This is a genomic window from Leisingera caerulea DSM 24564 (assembly GCF_000473325.1).
GTDB lineage: Bacteria > Pseudomonadota > Alphaproteobacteria > Rhodobacterales > Rhodobacteraceae > Leisingera > Leisingera caerulea.
In genome coordinates this window covers 2,659,207-2,676,319 of the sequence record NZ_KI421513.1, presented here as the reverse complement: position 1 = coordinate 2,676,319, position 17,113 = coordinate 2,659,207, and the positions used below count along the sequence as shown (strand labels likewise).

13 protein-coding genes are annotated in these 17,113 nt (G+C 64.2%); 6 read left to right on the top strand and 7 right to left on the bottom strand.

Annotated features, from left to right (window positions below; genetic code table 11):
* Nucleotide 1 precedes the first annotated feature (1 nt).
* Nucleotides 2-1,312 (top strand): 3-deoxy-D-manno-octulosonic acid transferase, encoded by a 1,311-nt coding sequence (locus tag CAER_RS0120185; protein WP_027237071.1) that lies wholly within the window; start codon nt 2-4, stop codon nt 1,310-1,312.
* Complete coding sequence (locus tag CAER_RS0120180) at nt 1,312-2,370, top strand: glycosyltransferase family 4 protein (RefSeq protein WP_027237070.1); 1,059 nt, start codon at nt 1,312-1,314, stop codon at nt 2,368-2,370. The genes CAER_RS0120185 and CAER_RS0120180 overlap by 1 nt, the downstream gene beginning before the upstream one ends.
* A gap of 113 nt (nt 2,371-2,483) precedes the next feature.
* Here the strand turns inward: CAER_RS0120180 and CAER_RS0120175 are convergent, their stop codons facing one another.
* From CAER_RS0120175 to CAER_RS0120155, 5 genes are all read right to left on the bottom strand, one after another.
* A complete protein-coding gene (locus CAER_RS0120175) occupies nt 2,484-3,647 on the bottom strand; it encodes a M20 aminoacylase family protein (protein ID WP_027237069.1) in 1,164 nt (387 codons plus the stop codon).
* Nucleotides 3,648-3,680: 33 nt separating this feature from the next.
* A complete protein-coding gene (locus CAER_RS0120170) occupies nt 3,681-4,847 on the bottom strand; it encodes a M20 aminoacylase family protein (protein WP_027237068.1) in 1,167 nt (388 codons plus the stop codon).
* A gap of 206 nt (nt 4,848-5,053) precedes the next feature.
* Nucleotides 5,054-6,220 carry an acetylornithine deacetylase gene (gene argE / locus CAER_RS0120165; RefSeq protein ID WP_027237067.1) on the bottom strand — a complete coding sequence of 389 codons (1,167 nt, stop codon included), beginning with the start codon at nt 6,218-6,220 and terminating at the stop codon, nt 5,054-5,056.
* On the bottom strand, nt 6,217-6,927 hold the full coding sequence (locus tag CAER_RS0120160; protein ID WP_245597389.1) for an SDR family NAD(P)-dependent oxidoreductase: 711 nt from the start codon (nt 6,925-6,927) through the stop codon (nt 6,217-6,219). Before CAER_RS0120160 ends, argE begins: the two co-directional genes overlap by 4 nt.
* Nucleotides 6,927-8,747: an ABC transporter ATP-binding protein gene (locus CAER_RS0120155; RefSeq protein ID WP_027237065.1), complete on the bottom strand. Its 1,821-nt coding sequence runs from the start codon at nt 8,745-8,747 to the stop codon at nt 6,927-6,929. Before CAER_RS0120155 ends, CAER_RS0120160 begins: the two co-directional genes overlap by 1 nt.
* Nucleotides 8,748-9,089: 342 nt before the next feature.
* Between CAER_RS0120155 and CAER_RS0120150 the strand changes: the two genes are divergently transcribed.
* The 4 genes from CAER_RS0120150 to CAER_RS0120130 all read left to right on the top strand — a co-directional run bounded on the left by CAER_RS0120150 (nt 9,090) and on the right by CAER_RS0120130 (nt 14,221).
* Nucleotides 9,090-10,793, top strand: a complete 1,704-nt coding sequence (locus tag CAER_RS0120150; RefSeq protein ID WP_027237064.1) for a peptide ABC transporter substrate-binding protein — start codon at nt 9,090-9,092, stop codon at nt 10,791-10,793.
* A gap of 149 nt (nt 10,794-10,942) precedes the next feature.
* Complete coding sequence (locus tag CAER_RS0120145; protein WP_027237063.1) at nt 10,943-11,950, top strand: ABC transporter permease; 1,008 nt, start codon at nt 10,943-10,945, stop codon at nt 11,948-11,950.
* Nucleotides 11,943-12,914, top strand: coding sequence for an ABC transporter permease (locus tag CAER_RS0120140; RefSeq protein WP_027237062.1), 972 nt, complete (start codon nt 11,943-11,945; stop codon nt 12,912-12,914). Before CAER_RS0120145 ends, CAER_RS0120140 begins: the two co-directional genes overlap by 8 nt.
* Before the next feature lie 233 nt (nt 12,915-13,147).
* A complete protein-coding gene (locus tag CAER_RS0120130; protein WP_027237060.1) occupies nt 13,148-14,221 on the top strand; it encodes a YeeE/YedE family protein in 1,074 nt (357 codons plus the stop codon).
* On the opposite strand, the gene CAER_RS0120125 is transcribed toward CAER_RS0120130, so the two are convergent.
* Together CAER_RS0120125 and CAER_RS0120120 are read right to left on the bottom strand one after the other, a co-directional pair.
* On the bottom strand, nt 14,157-15,437 hold the full coding sequence (locus CAER_RS0120125; protein ID WP_027237059.1) for a DUF3422 family protein: 1,281 nt from the start codon (nt 15,435-15,437) through the stop codon (nt 14,157-14,159). The two genes, CAER_RS0120130 and CAER_RS0120125, sit on opposite strands and share 65 nt — an antisense overlap.
* A 231-nt stretch (nt 15,438-15,668) precedes the next feature.
* Nucleotides 15,669-17,105, bottom strand: coding sequence for an NAD(P)(+) transhydrogenase (Re/Si-specific) subunit beta (locus CAER_RS0120120; protein ID WP_027237058.1), 1,437 nt, complete (start codon nt 17,103-17,105; stop codon nt 15,669-15,671).
* Between the last annotated feature and the right edge of the window lie 8 nt (nt 17,106-17,113).

The following is a 17,113-nucleotide window of genomic DNA, read 5'->3' as shown; positions in this document are numbered from 1 at the left end:
CATGTCCGGGAACACGCCCGCGCGGCCGACGCTGCTGTACTCCCTTTATTGCGGCGCCAGCGCGCTGATTGCCCCTTTCGCCTGGCGCAAGGTCGCGGCCAAGCTGCGCGATTACGGCTTGCCGGAAGAGCGCGTGCGCGAGCGCCTTGGCCATGCCTCCCTGCCCCGCCCCTCCGGGCGGCTGATCTGGTTCCATGCCGCGTCGGTCGGCGAAAGCCTGTCGGTGCTGACCCTGATCCGGCGAATGGGCGAGCAGGCCCCGGATGCGGAGTTTCTGATTACCTCCGGCACGCCCACCTCCGCCGAGCTGATCGCCAAACGGATGCCGCCGCGCTGCCGCCACCAGTTCCCGCCCTTGGATACCGCTGCCGCCGTGGACCGCTTCCTCACCCATTGGCGCCCGGACCTGGGGGTCTTTGTCGAAAGCGAACTGTGGCCGCAAATGCTGGTGCGCGCCCGCCAAGCAGGCTGTCCGCTGGTGCTGCTGAACGCCCGGCTGTCGGACAAATCGGTCGAGGGCTGGAAGAAACGCCCGGACACCGCACGCTTCATCCTGGATCAATTCGATCTGCTGGTCACCCAGAACCGCAAAACGGCTGCAAACCTGCAGGCAATGGGCGCCGCGCAAGACCGCATCCGCCCCGGCAGCAATCTCAAGGCCGTCTCCGCGCCGCTCCCGGTTGACCAGGATATCCTCACCAAGGTGCACGGCAGCATTGGGGACCGCCCCATCTGGATTGCCTCCTCCACCCACGAGGGCGAGGAGGAGACCGTGCTGGAGGCCCATCAGGCGCTGCTGAAACAGCACCCGGATCTCTGCCTGCTGCTGGCCCCCCGCCATCCGGAGCGCGGAGACGCCGCGGAAGCTCTGGTGACTGCAGCGGGCCTCAGCTGTGCACGGCGCAGCAGGGGCATGCTGCCGGGGCAAGCCACGCAGGTCTATCTGGCGGATACGCTGGGCGAGGTCGGCACCTGGTACGCGCTCAGCCCGCTCGTGTTCCTGGGCGGGTCCTTGCGCGAAATCGGCGGCCACAACCCGTTTGAGCCGATGCAGGCAGGGGCCGCGGTCATCACCGGCACCGGGCATTACAATTTTGCCGAAACCTATGCTGAGCTGTCCGCACTTGGCGCCGCTGCGGAAATCGGCTCTGCTGGGGAACTGGCGGACCAGGTTGCGGAATGGCTTGAGAAGCCGGACATTTTCCAGGCCGCACGCGATGCCGCCGGGCAGTTCATCTCCCGGCAGTCGGATCAATTGGACCAGACGGTAGACGCCCTGCTGGCGCTTCTGCCCCCGCAAAGGAGGCCATGATGGCACAGGTTGATGCCAATACAATCGAAGTCATCGCGCCGAACTTCAAACGCCGCCTGTCCGGGGTGACCTCGACCATCGTGCGGCTGGTGCCGCTGCAACGCCGGCAGATCGCCATTGCCACCGCAGGCAGCGGCCTGCCCGGGGATATGCCGCATCTGTCGGCGGCGCAGCTTGTGTTCATGAACCGCAACGGCCCTGCGGGCGCCCGTGTCTGGCACGCCCGGCGCAATGTGGAAATGCTGGGCGGGCTGGCGCTTAAATATCTCCTGGGCAAACGGCTTAAGCTGCTGTTCACTTCCGCCTCGCAGCGGCAGCATTCGGACTATACCAAGTGGCTGATCTCACAGATGGACCGGGTGATTGCCACCTCGGCCAAGGGCGCGGCCTACCTGGAGAAGCCCGTGCAGGTAGTGCATCACGGGATCAACACCGAGGAATTCTGCCCGCCCGCCGATAAACCGGCGCTGCGGCGCGAGTTGGGCCTGCCGGAAGAGGCCATCCTGATCGGCTGCTACGGGCGCATCCGGGCGCAGAAGGGCACCGATGTTTTTGTCGATGCCATGCTGGATGTGCTGAAGGCGCACCCCAAGGCGGTGGGTCTTGTGATGGGCCGCGCCACCGAAAAACACGTGTCATTCGAGAAAGAACTGCGTGGCAAGGTCGAGGCCGCGGGCCTGTCCGAGCGGCTGCTGTTCCCGCCCGAGGTGCCTGTCTGGGAAGTCTCCCATTGGTATCAGGCGCTGGACCTCTACGTGGCGCCGCAGCGCTGGGAGGGTTTCGGCCTGACCCCGCTGGAGGCCATGTCCTGCGGCGTGCCGGCCGTTGCCACCCGCGTCGGCGCTTTCGAGGAGCTGATCGCTCCCGGTGAAACCGGTCTGCTGATCGACCCGGGCGAGGCCGGTCAGATGGTGCAGGCCATCAACGAGGTGCTCTCCACCAATGGCCGGCTGGCGGAGTGGTCAGAAGCCGCCCGCAAACACGCGATGACCAATTTCGCGCTGGAGAAAGAGGCGGAAACCCTCGTCACCATCTACCGCGAGCTGCTGGAACACTGACCCCCGCGCCATAGCGCAGCCTGATCCCTCTTCATCTGGCTGAAAATATCATCGGGGGTGAATTGAGCCGAAGGCTCAAGAGGGGGCAGACAGCCCCCTCCCCCTGGTGCTGATCAAGCCGCAGGCATCCGCTGCTCGACGATCTCCGCCCACCAGCTGCAGCCCGCGGGGATGGCATCGTCGTTAAAGTTGTACTCCGGGTGATGCACCATCGCGGTGTCGCCATTGCCCATCAGGATGTAGGCGCCCGGGCGCTCCTCCAGCATGAAGGCAAAATCCTCGCCGCCCATCACCAGCGGCGCATCCTCGCAGGAACCGGCGACACTGGCCGCCACCTTGGCGGCAAACTCGGTCTGCTCCTCGTGGTTCACCATCACCGGATAGCCGCGGTGATAGGTGACATCGGCAGTGCCGCCAAAGGTCGCGGCGATTCCGGTGCAGACCTCGTTGATCCGCTTCTCTGCCAAGTCGCGCATCTCGCCAGACATGGTGCGCACGGTGCCCTTGATCTGCACCTTCTGCGGGATCACGTTGAACGCTTTCGACGACGTCTCAAACGAGGTCACCGAGACCACGATCTGATGCACGGGGTCAGCATTGCGCGAGGCGATGGTCTGCAGCGCCAGCACGGCTTGGGCAGCCAGCACGGTCGTATCCACGGTCTCATGCGGCTTGGCGGCGTGGCCGCCGCGGCCCTCGAAGGTGATGTCGAACTGGTCGGTGGCGGCAAAGAAGGAACCCGGGCGGAGGGCAAAAGTGCCCAGCGGCTGGCCCGGCCAGTTGTGCAGGCCGTAGACCTCCTGCACACCCCAGCGGTCCATCAGACCGTCGTCGCACATAACCTTGGCGCCGCCGCCGCCCTCTTCGGCGGGCTGGAAGATCACCACCACGGTACCGTCGAAATTACGCGTCTCCGACAGGTACTTGGCCGCGCCCAGCAGCATTGCGGTATGGCCGTCATGGCCGCAGGCGTGCATCGCGCCGGGTGTCTTGGAGGCATAGTCCAGCCCGGTCTGCTCATGGATCGGCAGCGCGTCCATGTCGGCGCGCAGGCCGATCACCTTGCCGGAGGTGTCCGCCTTGCCCTTGATCACGCCGACCACGCCGGTGCGGCCGATGCCGGTCACCACCTCGTCGCAGCCGAATTCCTGCAGCTTCTCCGCCACCAGGGCGCTGGTGCGGTGGGTTTCGAACAGGATTTCCGGGTTTTCGTGGATGTCACGGCGCCAGGCGGTGATTTCATCCTGCAGTTCGGCAAAGCGGTTCTTGACCGGCATTTCTCACTCCTTTGGTTGTCTTTCCCCGCAGCCTCAGGCCGCGGGCATTCTTCGTTCCACCAGCTCGGCAAACCAGCTGCATCCCAGCGGGATCGCTTCGTCGTCAAAGACATAGGCCGGGTGGTGGCACATCTGGGTGTCGCCATTGCCGAGGAAGATATAGGCGCCGGGGCGTTCCTCGAGCATGTAAGAGAAATCTTCCGACGGCATGATCGGCGGGGTCTCAGTGTTGACCTCGGCGGAGACAGCCTGCGCCGCCTCTATCGCGTGGGCGGTTCCGTTTTCATCATTGATAGTCACAGGGTAGCCGGGCAGCCATTCAACTTCAGCCGTGGCGCCGAATGCTGCGGCGGTGTTTTCCGCCACCCGGCGCACCCAGTCCTCGGCCTGGGCACGGTATTCGGGGTCCAGGGTGCGGACGGTGCCCTGCAGTTTGGCGGTATGGGCGATCACGTTGGACGCGGTGCTGTCAGTCTCAAACGTGCCAACGGTCAGCACCACCCGTTTCACCGGGTCCACGTTGCGGGAGACAATGGAATGCAGCGAGACCACGATTTGCGAAGCTGCCAGGGTGGTATCAATCGCGTCGTGCGGGGCAGCAGCGTGGCCGCCCTTGCCGGTGACCGTGATGACAAACTCGTCCGAAGACGCCATGAGCGGACCGGGGCGGATAGCGAATTCGCCCACCGGCAGGCCTGGCATATTGTGCAGGCCGTATACCTCCTGAATGCCCCAGCGGTCCATCAGGCCGTCATCGCACATCGCCTTGCCACCGGCGCCACCTTCCTCGGCCGGCTGGAAGATCAGCACCGCCTTACCGTCGAAATTCCGTGTCTCTGCAAGGTACTTGGCCGCCCCCAGCAGGATCGAGGTATGGCCGTCATGGCCGCAGGCGTGCATCACGCCGGGCGTCTTGGAGGCATAGTCCACGCCGGACGCCTCGGGGATCGGCAGCGCATCCATGTCGGCACGCAAACCGATGGCGCGGCCCGAGGTGTTGGTCTTGCCCTCGATCACCGCGACCACGCCGGTCTGGCCGACGCCGGTGGTGATATCGGTGACGCCGAACTCCTTGAGCCGCTCCACCACAAAGGCGGCGGTCTCATGCACCTCGTACATCAGCTCGGGGTTTTCGTGCAGATGACGGCGCCAGGCAGTGATCTCCTGGTGCATCTCGGCAAAGCGGTTCTTGGCCGGCATAATCCCCTCCCCTTTACTGTTTCAGGTTCCGTTGCGGCAGACTGTCCGCGAAAAAACTTAGCTTCGCAAGTATCCGGGGCCGCCTGGACGCGGCGGAACCCGCCAGAGTGGGGTGACATGCGTGCACCCCCTGCACCACCTGTACACCCCCCGTACGCCTTCCACACCAATCTGAGCACGAAAGGCCCGGTTTCAAGGCGCTGGGATCACCCCCGCAGCTTTTCCACCAGCCCGCGCATGAAGGCATGGCCCGCGTTGAACTGCGCCACTGTGATGTACTCATTGGGCTGATGCGCCTGGGCGATGTCGCCGGGGCCGCAGATTACGGCAGAATAGCCTGCCTTCTGGAACTGCCCGGCCTCGGTGCCGTAGCTGACCACGTGGGAGCCATTGTCGCCGGTCAGGCTGCGCACCAGCGCCTCCGCCACGCCGTCCTGCTCCGGGACCAGGCCCGGCACATCGAAATGCTTGGACACATCAATGCGGGCCTCCGGGTGGATGGCCTGCATTTCCGCTTCGACCGTGCGCACCTTGGCGAGATAGGCCGCTTCCCAATCGGCGGCGTTTTCCCCTGGCACCACCCGGAAATCCATCATGAAGCGGCAGTCCTTGGCGGTGATGTTATGGGCGGTGCCGCCCTCGATCATGCCGACGTGACAGGTGGTCCAGGGCGGGGTGAACATCGCCTGCACCTCGCCGGGCTCTTTGGCCATGTTCTCCGCATTCTTCTGGTTGGCCCAGTCGATCAGCTTCGCTCCTTCCATGATGGCGCTGACGCCAGTGTGCATGAGCGAGGAATGCACCTCGAACCCGACCAGATGGGTGGCATAGCCGGTGCCGCCCTTGTGGCCGGTCACCGCCTTCATCATCGAAGGCTCGCCCACGATCACAGCGGAGCCCTTGGGCAGCACGGGCTGCATCGCCTCAATCATCGGCGGCGCGCCGGTGCAGCCGATTTCCTCGTCAAAGCTCAAAGCCAGTTGCATCGGACGTTTGACGCCCTGCTCATGCGCCTCGACCAGCGCCCAGATGGCGAGGGCATCATAGCCCTTCATGTCGCAGGTGCCGCGGCCGAAGTATTTGCCGTCATTCTCCACAACGGAGAACGGGTCGGTGTCCCAGGGCTGGCCGTCCACGGGCACCACGTCGGTATGTCCCGACAGCACCACGCCCCCCTCTTCCATCGGTCCCACGTGGGCAAAGGTGGCAGCCTTGTGCGGCTGGTCCGGGTCCACCCAGCGGTGGCTTTCGATGCCATGGGAGGACAGATAGTCCTGCACCCAATCCACCAGCGGCAGATTAGTGTCCCGGCTCACGGTCGGGAAGGAGACCAGCTGTGTCATGATCTCCAGCGGCGTCAGTTTTTTAGTCATAGTCTGTAGCCCCCTGAAACAGTAAGCACCTCGCCTGTGACGAAGCTTGCTCCGCTCCCAGCCAGGAAACTAACCGCCGCTGCTATATCGGATGGCGAGGGCAACCGGCCCAGCGCAGTCAACTTTTCGAATTCACCCACCAGCTCCGGCGGCCTTGGGTTCTGTGGGTCATTGACCGCACCCGGAGCCACGGCATTAACCCGGACACCTCGCGGTCCCAGCTCTTTGGCCATGCCGCGGGTCCACAGCTCCAGCGCCGCTTTGCTGGCCCCGAACAGCGCGGCTCCAGCCGGAGGCATACTTGCGTTTACCGAAGAAATGGAGATCACGCCCGCACCGGGTGTCAAATGCGGAAGCGCGGCGGCCAGCAATCCCTGAGCGGCAAAGAGGTTTACATCGAACATTTCCCGCAGGGCAGAGCTGTCGAAAACTTCCGGACCATCGGATGCGATAGCACCGGCGTTATTAATGATCAGATCTATCCGGCCAAAGTGCTGCAACGTGCGCTCCACCACCATGGCAGGTGCTTCCGGATCACGGAAGTCCGCGCGCACCGCGAGAAAGGAACTGTCCGCAGGGCGGGTTTCCAAATGGGTTATCGCAACGGAGTAGTTTCCTGCCAGCTCCTGAGCGATGGCCTGCCCGATCCCGCGGGCCGCTCCTGTCACCAAGGCGACAGGCCGGTCCTGCGATGCTACCGCCATCATCAGTAGCCGCTGTCGGTGGTCAGCACGAAATGGCCGGGCTCCAGCTCCAGGTATTCCGACGGGTCCGGCTCATAGCCCACCTCGTGGATCGGCGACGGGATCGGCTTGAAGTTCAGTTCCTTCTCGGACTTGCGCTGGCGCGGGTCGGCGATCGGCACCGCCTTCATCAGCGCCTGGGTGTAGGCGTGCAGCGGGTTTTCGAAAACGCGCTCGCGCGGGCCGATTTCGACGATGCGGCCCAGGTACATGACGCCGACCTGATGGCTGACGCGCTCCACCACCGCCATATCGTGGCTGATGAACAGGAACGACAGGCCCAGTTCCGCCTGCAGCTCCATCATCAGGTTCAATACCTGCGCCTGCACCGACACGTCGAGCGCCGAGACGGCCTCATCCGCGACGATCAGCTTGGGGTTCAGGGCGAGCGCGCGGGCAATGGCGATCCGCTGCCGCTGGCCGCCGGACATCTCATGCGGATAGCGGCGCATGAAGCTGCGCGGCAGGTGGACGCGGTCGAACAGGCTGGCGACACGGTCTTGCAGCTCGGAGCCGGAGGCCAGGCCGTAGTTGCGCAGCGGTTCTGCCACCTGATCCATCAGCTGCATCTGCGGGTTCAGCGACGCAAAGGGATCCTGGAAGATCATCTGCATGTCCTGGCGCGCCTTGTGCATTTCGGAGGCGCTGAATTTCAAAACGTCGCGGCCTTCGAAATCGACCTTGCCTGACAGCGGCTCCACCAGACGCAGGATGGATCGGCCCGCGGTGGACTTGCCGCAGCCGGATTCGCCGACCAGCGACAGGGTCTGGCCTTTGAACACCTTGAAAGAAACGTCCTCCACCGCGTGCACGTTGGAAATGGTGCGGCGCAGCAGCCCGCCCTTGACCGGGAAACGGGTGGTCAGGTTCTGCACGTCCAGCAGCACCTCATCGGTGCCCTTGATCGGCTCGATCTTCTGGTCCTCAACGCCCATCAGCTTCATCGGCTCGGGGTACTGCTTGCCGCGCATCTCGCCCAGTTTCGGAACCGCCGCCAGCAATGCCTTGGTGTAGTCATGCTTGGGGTTCTCGAATATTTGCTCGACCGGGCCTTCCTCAACCTTGTTGCCGCGGAACATGACGACCACGCGGTCGGCCATCTGGGCGACCACCGCCATGTCGTGGGTGATGAACATCACCGCCGTCCCGGTCTCGCGCTTGAGGCGGTCCATCAGGGCCAGGATCTCCGCCTGGATGGTCACATCCAGCGCGGTTGTGGGTTCATCCGCAATCAGCAGCCGCGGCTCGCAGGCCATTGCCATGGCGATCACCACGCGCTGGCGCATGCCGCCGGAGAGCTCGTGCGGGTACTGCTGCAGGCGCCGCTCCGGCTCAGGGATGCGGACCTGGCGCAAAAGCTCCAGCGCGCGCTCCTCGGCCTGGGCCTTGTTCATGTTCTTGTGGATGCGCAGCCCTTCGGTCAGCTGGCGGCCGACGGTGAACACCGGATTGAGCGCGGTCATCGGCTCCTGGAAGATCATGCCGATCTCATTGCCGCGGATCTGCTTCATCATCTCCTGTTCGGTGTCCGCCAGGTTTGTCTCGCCGCCATCGCGCCGGTCAAACAGCAGCTCGCCGCCGGCAATCTCGCCGCCGCCGAACTCCACCAGCCGCATCAGCGACAGCGAGGAAACCGATTTGCCGGAGCCGGATTCGCCGACGATGCAAACGGTTTCGCCCGGGCTCACGTCAAAGGAGACGTTCTCGACACCGACAACCGGACCGTCCTTGGTCTGAAACTCCACGCGCAGGTTTCGAATGGACGCAATAGCGTTGTCCAGCATGACGGCTTCCCTATCTTTCATTCCCCAAGCCGGCCGCAGATCGCGGCCTCAGCACCCGGAGTAAACTCTACTTTGCACAAAAATGCTCATGCAAATAATGCATAGGCTTTTCGAAATTGGAATTTGCAATTTCCCGGGAAGTGGTTTTCGATACCCTCGTGGTTGCCTGCAGAGCGTCATGCGCCGGTGCGTCCGGCAACATGTTAAGAGTGCTTAATGCCTGCGATTTCAGCCTGCCTGCAGGTGCGATTGCGACACCTCCGCAGTAATGCGGCAAACCTCCGGGCCTCATCCGGCCCGGCCAACAAAAAGACACAAAACGTGTCCGACAAGGAGAGTGTGATGAAACTCAAATCCCTATTGATGGGGGCCGTTGCCACGGCGGCCCTGGCGCCGGCAGCTTTTGCTGAGCGCGGGTCCGATGGCCAGGTCAACATCATCTACTGGCAAGCGCCGTCGATCCTGAACCCGTTCCTGTCGGGCGGCACCAAGGACATTCAGGCCGCCTCGCTGGTGATCGAGCCGCTGGCCCGCTATGACCCCGAGGGCAACATGGTGCCCTATCTGGCGACCGAGATCCCGACCGTCGAAAACGGCGGCGTCAGCGAAGACCTGACCTCGATCACCTGGAAAATCGCGCCCGGTATCAAGTGGTCCGACGGCACCGACTTCACTGCCCATGATGTGAAGTTCACCGCCGATTACTGCATGCATCCCGAGGGCGGCTGCGCGCAGCTGACCAAGTTCGAGGGCGTGAGCTCAGTCGAGCTGGTGGACGACATGACCGTCAAGGTCACCTTCGACAAACCGACCCCCTTCCCCTATGGCCCGTTCTCCGGCGGTGAAAGCCCGATCCTGCAGAAAGCGCAGTTCGAGAACTGCATGGGCGCCCGCGCGCCGGAATGCACCGACGCCAACTTTGCCCCAATCGGCACCGGCCCGTTTGTGGTGGATGAGTTCAAGCCGAACGACGTGATCACCATGTCGGCCAACCCCAATTACCGCGATCCGGCCAAGCCCGCGTTTGCCAAGGTGCTGTTCAAGGGTGGCGGTGACGCAACCGCTGCCGGCCGCGCGGTGATGGAAACCGGCGAGTTCGACTATGCCTGGAACCTGCAGCTGGCGCCGGAAGTGATCGCCCAGATGGAAGCAGGCGGCAAGGGCAAGCCGGTTGCGGGCTTCGGCTCGCTGGTGGAACGCATCATGCTGAACCAGACCGACCCGTCGCCGGACCTGCCGGAGGGCGAACGCTCCACCGCCAAGCATCCGCATCCGTTCCTGACGGACCCGGCCGTCTACAAGGCGATGTCGATGGCGATCGACCGTCCGCTGCTGGTCGAAATCGGCTATGGCAAGGCCGGCAAGGTCGGCTGCAACTGGGTGCCTGCGCCTGCGGCCTTCGCCTCCGACACCTTTGACTGCTCCACCCAGGACATCGAAGGCGCCAAGGCGATGCTGGAGGAAGCCGGCTATAAGGACACCAATGGCGACGGCGTGCGGGAGACCCCGGACGGCAAGCCGATGAAGATCCTGTACCAGACCTCGACCAACGCCGTGCGCCAGGACTTCCAGGCGCTGATCAAGGAGTGGTGGAGCCAGATCGGCATCGAATCCGAGCTGCGCAACATCAACGCCTCGGTGTTCTTCGGCGGTGACCCGGGCTCGCCCGACACCTTCCAAAAGTTCTATGCCGACGTCGAGATGTACGCCAACAACTTCGACGGCACCGACCCGCAGGCCTATCTGGCCAACGGCCTGTGCGACAAGGCACCGAAACCGGAATCCCAGTGGCAGGGTGAGAACATCTCGCGCTTCTGCAACGAAGAGTTCGACCAGCTGCACGCCGAGCTGACCAAGACCGCCAGCCTTGAGGCCCGCGCCGAAATCGGCCGCCGCCTCAATGACATCATGGTCGAAAACGGCGGCATGATCCCGCTGGTGCACCGCGGCCGCCTGTCGGCGCACTCCAACACGCTGGGCGGCGTTCACCTGAACGTCTGGGACAGCGAGCTGTGGAACGCAGCTGACTGGTACCGCATCAAGTAAGCAGCGCTTGCCTCACTTGGGGCCCTGACGTTACATCGGGGCCCCTTGCCATTCAGCATTGGTTACGTTTAACCGCCTGCGCGTGACATGGATGTGAGGCCCTCCCCGCCTGCTCCGACCTTAATACAAGTTGCAAAGGCGCCTACCTGATGCTGACCTTTACAATCCGGCGGCTGATCCTGGCAGTTCCGACACTGCTGTTCATCAGCCTCGTGATCTTCCTGCTGCTGGAGCTCGCTCCCGGCGACCCGATGGCGCAGGTTCCCCTGACCGTCCCCCCCGAAGTCAAAGAGAAAATGCGCGAGGCGCTTGGCCTTGGCCAGCCGATGCATATCCGGTTCTGGAAATGGATCGTGCAGTTCTTCTGGATCGAGCCGCAGGTTCTGATCGACCATTACCTGGGCACGTCCTTCTCTGCCGGCGACCTGCGGGTGATCTCCTGGCAGACCCGTTCGCCGGTGATGGACATCGTGATCCAGCGCATTCCGCAGACCCTGTGGGTCGTCGGCACCGCCTATGTGGTCGCCATCCTGATCGCCCTGCCGATCGGTATCTATTCCGCCTACCGCCAGTACAGCTGGTTCGACCAGCTGGGCACCTTCGTGTCGATGGTGGGCTTCTCGGTGCCGCCGTTCTTCTCCGGCGTGCTGGTGATCGTCATCTTCTCGGTGCAGCTGGGCTGGTTCCCGTCGATCTATGACACCACCCATGTGGTCGACAGCTGGGACGCCTTTGTCTACCAGCTGAAGCAGATGATCATGCCGGTGATGGTGCTGGCGCTGCAGATCACCGCGCAGCTGAGCCGCTTCATGCGCGCCTCGATGCTGGACAACCTGAACCAGGATTACGTACGCACCGCCCGCGCCAAGGGCCTGAGCGAATATGTGGTGGTGATGGTCCACGTCCTGCGCAACTCGATGATCCCGGTGGTCACCGTGATTGCGCTGGGGATTCCGTCGATCTTTGGCGGCGCCATCATCACCGAGCAGGTGTTCAAGGTGAACGGCATCGGCCAGCTGCTGATCGGCGCCATTCAGGCCAACGACCTGCCGATGGTGCAGACGCTGACCTTCATCTTTGCGGTGCTGATCGTGCTGTTCAACCTGATCGCCGACGTGCTGTACGGCATTCTTGACCCGAGGATCCGCTATGACTGACAAGGAACGCTTTGTGCCCGACGAAGGCATGGCGCCGGCCTCGACCGCGGTGCCCGGCGCCGGCGCGCTGGAGGAGCTGCACAACCCGCCGCGCAGCCAGTGGCTGGACGTCTGGGACCAGTTCAAATCCCACCGCGGCGCGCTGATGGGCGGGGCCCTGTTCCTGTTCATCATCCTGGCGGTCTATGCCGGGCCGCTGGTTTGGGACATCGACGCCACCAAGATCGACATCCGCGCCCGCAACCAGGGCCCCACCTGGGCGCATCCCTTCGGCACCGACCAGCTGGGCCGCGACATGCTGGCCCGGATGATGGCGGGCGGCGCGACCTCGGTATCCGTGGGTCTGACGGCGATGCTGCTGGCGTTGTTCTTGGGCTCCTTCATCGGGGTGGTTGCCGGCTTCTTCAAGCGCCTGGACGGCCCGCTGATGCGGTTGACCGACCTGTTCCTGGCGCTGCCGCTGCTGCCGCTTCTGCTGGTAATGATGCTGCTGTTCCGCGAGCCGCTGAACGCGGCCTTCGGGCCGGAACAGGGGATCTTCATCCTGATTGTGGCTTCGATCGGGGTGACCAGCTGGATGCCCACCGCACGCATCGTGCGCGGCGATGTGCTGGCGTTGAAAGAGCGCGAGTTCGTGATGGCGGCACGCTCCATCGGCACCACCAACACCGGGCTGATCACCCGGCACATCCTGCCCAACGTGCTGTCGCCGATCATGGTTTCGGCCACGCTGGGGATTGCCACCGCGATCATCACCGAGTCATCGCTGTCCTTCCTCGGCCTCGGCTTCCCGCCGGATTTCCCGACCTGGGGGCGGCTTCTGTTCGATGCCACCGACTATCTGCAGCAGTACCCGGAGCGGGTGTTCTGGCCCGGCATGGCTATTTCGCTGACGGTGCTGAGCGTGAACTACCTGGGCGACGGGCTGCGCGATGCGCTGGATCCGCGGATCCGGGGCCGCTGAGGCGGAACGCACGCACACATTCAAATAAAAACATACCTACTGGCCGCTTTGCAGAAAGCGGCCAGTTTGTTTTGCAGCAGCCGTGTCCGGCAAAGGCAGGATTTCTTCCGGGCGGTCCGACCCGGAATTTTTTCCTGCCGCTGCCCCCTTCCCGCGCCCCACCTGCGGCTTGCGCGGGTGCGCAAATCCGGCCATTTCGGGAAAACGTTCCGAATCCACAGCTGGAGAGCGCCATGTTCGAAACACTCGGTTTTGAGGAGACCACCGCACGGGAGGTTTCCGTCCTGTTTGCGCTTGGCATTGGCGCCCTTTTCGGCGCGCTGGCGCAGTTGACCCGTTTCTGCTTCCGCCGTGCATTGGTGGGAGAAGACCGCCGCCAGGCCGCCGGTGTCTGGGCAATGACCCTGGCCGTGGCCGTTGCCGGCACTCAGGCGGCCGTGGCGCAGGGCTGGATCAGCTTTGCCGATCACCGGCTGATGGTGCAGGATTTGCCGCTGGCGGCCATTGCACTTGGCGGGCTGATGTTCGGCAGCGGCATGATCCTGACCCGCGGCTGCGCCTCGCGGCTGCTGGTGCTGGCGGGCAGCGGCAACCTGCGGGCGCTGCTGGTGATTGCGGTGTTTGCCATTGTGGCCCACGCCACGCTGAAGGGCGTGCTGGCCCCGGTCCGCACCACGCTTGGTGCGATCACCCTTCCCGTGGGCGAACAGATCTCCCTTGCGGCCCTGCCCGGCGGCGCACTGCTGTGGAGCGGCCTGATCGTTGTGGCAGCCCTGGTTACCGCGCTGCGCTCCGGCAACCGGGCACTGACGCTTGCTGGCGCGGCAGCGCTTGGCCTGCTCGTGACTATGGCCTGGACAGGCACCGGTTACGTGCTGTTTGACGAATTCGACCCGATCGCGATGGAAAGCCTTTCGTTCACCGCGCCCGCCGCCGACACGCTGTTCTTCGCGATCGCCTCCAGCTCCATTCCTGCGGGATTCGGCTCAGGGCTGATTGGCGGCGTTCTGCTGGGGGCGCTGGCGGTCTCATTGCTGAGCGGCGGTTTCCAGTGGCAAAGCTTCGAAAGCCCGCGCCAGACCGGACGTTACTTGACGGGCGCCATGCTGATGGGCGTCGGCGGCGTGCTGGCGGGCGGCTGCACCGTGGGCGCCGGGCTGGCGGGTATCCCGACGCTCAGCATCGCGGCCCTGCTGGCACTGGCGTTCATCGCGCTTGGCGGTCTTGGCATGAACGCCGCGCTCAGTGCAGCTTCTTCCGGATCCGCCGCACGCCCAGCCACACCAGCCCGACAACCGGCAGAGTGATCAGCGCCGTCAGGCTGCCCTTGCTGATATCCAGCGCCGAGGTCAGCGGGTAGAGCGCGTAAGCGGCCAGCGACACCGCGTAATAGCTGATCGCCACCACTGACAGCCCCTCCACCGTGTGCTGCAGCCTGAGCGCCATGTCGGCGCGTCGGTCCATGCTGGCGAGCAGCGCCTGGTTCTGCGCCGACCGCTCCACATCGACCCGGGTGCGGAGCAGTTCCCCTGCCCTGCGCGCCCGGTTGGCCAGGGTCTCCAGCCGCTTCTCGGTGGATTTCACCGTCCGCATGGCCGGCTCAAACCGGCGCAGCATGAATTCCGCAAGCGTCTGGAAGCCCTCGTGCCGGTCTTCGCGCAGCAGGCTGACCCGCTGATTGACCAACGCGTCATAAGCTCCCGTTGCGCTGAAGCGGAAAGCAGAGCGTGCCGCCATCGCCTCTAGCTCCGCCGAGACGGTCAGCAGCTGTGACAGGGTCTGCTCGGCAGGCGCGGATCCGCCGGTCATCTCCGCCATCATCTCGCTCAGATGAGTGTCCAGCGCGCTGATGGACGGTGTCAGGCCCCGGGCGCGCGAAAACCCCAGCATCGCCATCGCCCGGTAGGTCTCGATCTCGCACAGGCGCTGCACGATCCGGCCGATGCGCTGGCTGCCGGTCTCAGCATTTGGCAGCACTGCAAAACGCATGTGACCAGCCGGGTCGATGCGGAAATCCCCGGCCACTACGGCGCTGTCATCAAGGACCTGCGACACCGCAAGACTCTCCGGCACAAACCAGTCATGCAGGGTTTCCTTCATCTCCGCCGCTTCGGTGCGCGGCACCACCCGGATCAGCGCCGAGGTGATCCGCTGGCCGGGCGCCTCTGCCAGCCAGTCCGCGGGAAAGACATCAAAATCCGCCGGGTCAAAGGCCCGCGCGCTGACGCCGTCCCGGTAGACGGTGTAGCTGACGAATTCGGTATGCTGCTCCCACTTGATCATATGCCTGCCGATCTGGGCCGCGTGATGCGTCGCCCCCGGCTTGGGGTGCGGCGCGCCGTGGCGGTCCAGAAGATCGGTCAGATGCTTCAGATCCTGCATCCGGTCGCGGTGTTCCGCCTCTTTCGGCTGTTTGACCGCCAGATAGACCACCGTGCTGGGGCAGGTCATGGCGGGAAACGGGCGGGCGTGCAGCTCATTGGTGAGCGAGTAACGCAGGGGGTGATCCTGGATCGGGGGCATTCTGGTCTCCGGGGCAATGCTGCCGACCATAGAGCCCCCTGGAAAAGTTGTACAGAAGTGTTTTATTTCAATGCTTTAGAAGAATACAATGGTATACAGAGCAGGCGTTGCAGGGGCTCTGCCCCCGGCCCACGCGGGCCTCCCCCGGGATATTTTCGGCCAGATGAAGGATCCGGGAATTGAAAAGGCGCCCCGCTTGGAGCGCCTTTCCGTGGTTTGTTCAGTGCTGGCTTACTGGATCATGCCCAGCAGCGTGTCGAGGCTTTGCTTTGCATCGCCGTAGAACATGCGGGTGTTTTCCTTGAAGAACAGGGGGTTCTCGATGCCCGAATAGCCCGTGCCCTGGCCGCGTTTGGAGACGAAGACCTGTTTCGCCTTCCAGCATTCCAGCACCGGCATGCCGGCGATGGGGGAGTTGGGGTCCTCCTGCGCGGCCGGGTTCACGATGTCGTTGGAGCCGATGACGATGGCCACGTCGGTGTCCGGGAAATCCTCGTTGATCTCGTCCATCTCCAGCACGATGTCGTAAGGCACCTTGGCCTCGGCCAAGAGGACGTTCATGTGGCCCGGCAGGCGGCCTGCAACCGGGTGGATGGCAAACCGCACATCTTTCCCTTTTGCCCGCAAACGCCGGGTCAGTTCGGCGACGTTCTGCTGCGCCTGCGCCACCGCCATGCCGTAGCCGGGGATGATCACCACAGAATCGGCCTCCTCCAGCGCCGCCGCCACGCCGTCGGCGTCGATGGCGATCTGCTCGCCGTCGATCTCCATCGCAGGCCCCGTGGTGCCGCCGAAGCCGCCCAGGATCACGCTGATGAAGGAGCGGTTCATCGCCTTGCACATGATGTAGCTGAGGATCGCACCGGAGGAGCCGACCAGCGCGCCGACCACGATCAAGAGGTCATTGCCAAGCGAGAAGCCGATCGCCGCCGCGGCCCAGCCGGAGTAGCTGTTCAGCATCGAGACCACCACCGGCATGTCGGCGCCGCCGATGCCCATGATCAGGTGGTAGCCGATGAACAGCGCCGCCAGCGTCATCAGCAGGAGCGGCAGGAAGCCGCCCGAGTTGAAGTACCAGATCAGGCAGAGAAAGGAGAGCCCCGCGGCGCTGGCGTTCAGCATGTGGCCGCCCGGCAGCTTGGTCGCGGCCGAGGTCACCTTGCCCGCCAGCTTGCCGAAAGCGATGACCGAGCCGGTGAAGGTGATCGCACCGATGAAGATGCCGAGGAAGAGTTCCACGCGCAGGAAGGCGATCTCGGCCGGGGTCTTCTTGGCGATCAGCTTGGCAAAGGTGCCCAGGTCCTCGGTGCTGCCCGCAGCCACGGCCGCCGCCACATTGCCGATCTCGAAATGGGCGATGAAGCCGACGAACACCGCGGCGAGGCCGACCAGCGAGTGCATCGCGGCGACCAGCTGCGGCATCTCGGTCATCTGCACCCGCTTGGCGACATAGGTGCCGATGAGGCCGCCGCCCGCGATCAGCAGGACCGACAAGAGCCACAGGCCGGAGCCGGGGCCGATCAGGGTGGCAAAAACCGCCAGCCCCATGCCGGCAATGCCGTACCAGACCGCGCGCTTGGCGCTTTCCTGGTTGGAGAGGCCGCCAAGCGACAGGATGAAAAGAACAGCCGCAACGACATAGGCGGCGGTGGTGAAACCGTAATCCATTTTACCTG

Coding starts and splice junctions, on each gene's coding strand:
- CAER_RS0120185 (WP_027237071.1), top strand. CDS start 2: ATGTCCGGGAACACGCCCGCGCGGCCGACGCTGCTGTACTCCCTTTAT.
- CAER_RS0120180 (WP_027237070.1), top strand. CDS start 1,312: ATGGCACAGGTTGATGCCAATACAATCGAAGTCATCGCGCCGAACTTC.
- CAER_RS0120175 (WP_027237069.1), bottom strand. CDS start 3,647: ATGCCGGTCAAGAACCGCTTTGCCGAACTGCAGGATGAAATCACCGCC.
- CAER_RS0120170 (WP_027237068.1), bottom strand. CDS start 4,847: ATGCCGGCCAAGAACCGCTTTGCCGAGATGCACCAGGAGATCACTGCC.
- argE (WP_027237067.1), bottom strand. CDS start 6,220: ATGACTAAAAAACTGACGCCGCTGGAGATCATGACACAGCTGGTCTCC.
- CAER_RS0120160 (WP_245597389.1), bottom strand. CDS start 6,927: ATGATGGCGGTAGCATCGCAGGACCGGCCTGTCGCCTTGGTGACAGGA.
- CAER_RS0120155 (WP_027237065.1), bottom strand. CDS start 8,747: ATGCTGGACAACGCTATTGCGTCCATTCGAAACCTGCGCGTGGAGTTT.
- CAER_RS0120150 (WP_027237064.1), top strand. CDS start 9,090: ATGAAACTCAAATCCCTATTGATGGGGGCCGTTGCCACGGCGGCCCTG.
- CAER_RS0120145 (WP_027237063.1), top strand. CDS start 10,943: ATGCTGACCTTTACAATCCGGCGGCTGATCCTGGCAGTTCCGACACTG.
- CAER_RS0120140 (WP_027237062.1), top strand. CDS start 11,943: ATGACTGACAAGGAACGCTTTGTGCCCGACGAAGGCATGGCGCCGGCC.
- CAER_RS0120130 (WP_027237060.1), top strand. CDS start 13,148: ATGTTCGAAACACTCGGTTTTGAGGAGACCACCGCACGGGAGGTTTCC.
- CAER_RS0120125 (WP_027237059.1), bottom strand. CDS start 15,437: ATGCCCCCGATCCAGGATCACCCCCTGCGTTACTCGCTCACCAATGAG.
- CAER_RS0120120 (WP_027237058.1), bottom strand. CDS start 17,105: ATGGATTACGGTTTCACCACCGCCGCCTATGTCGTTGCGGCTGTTCTT.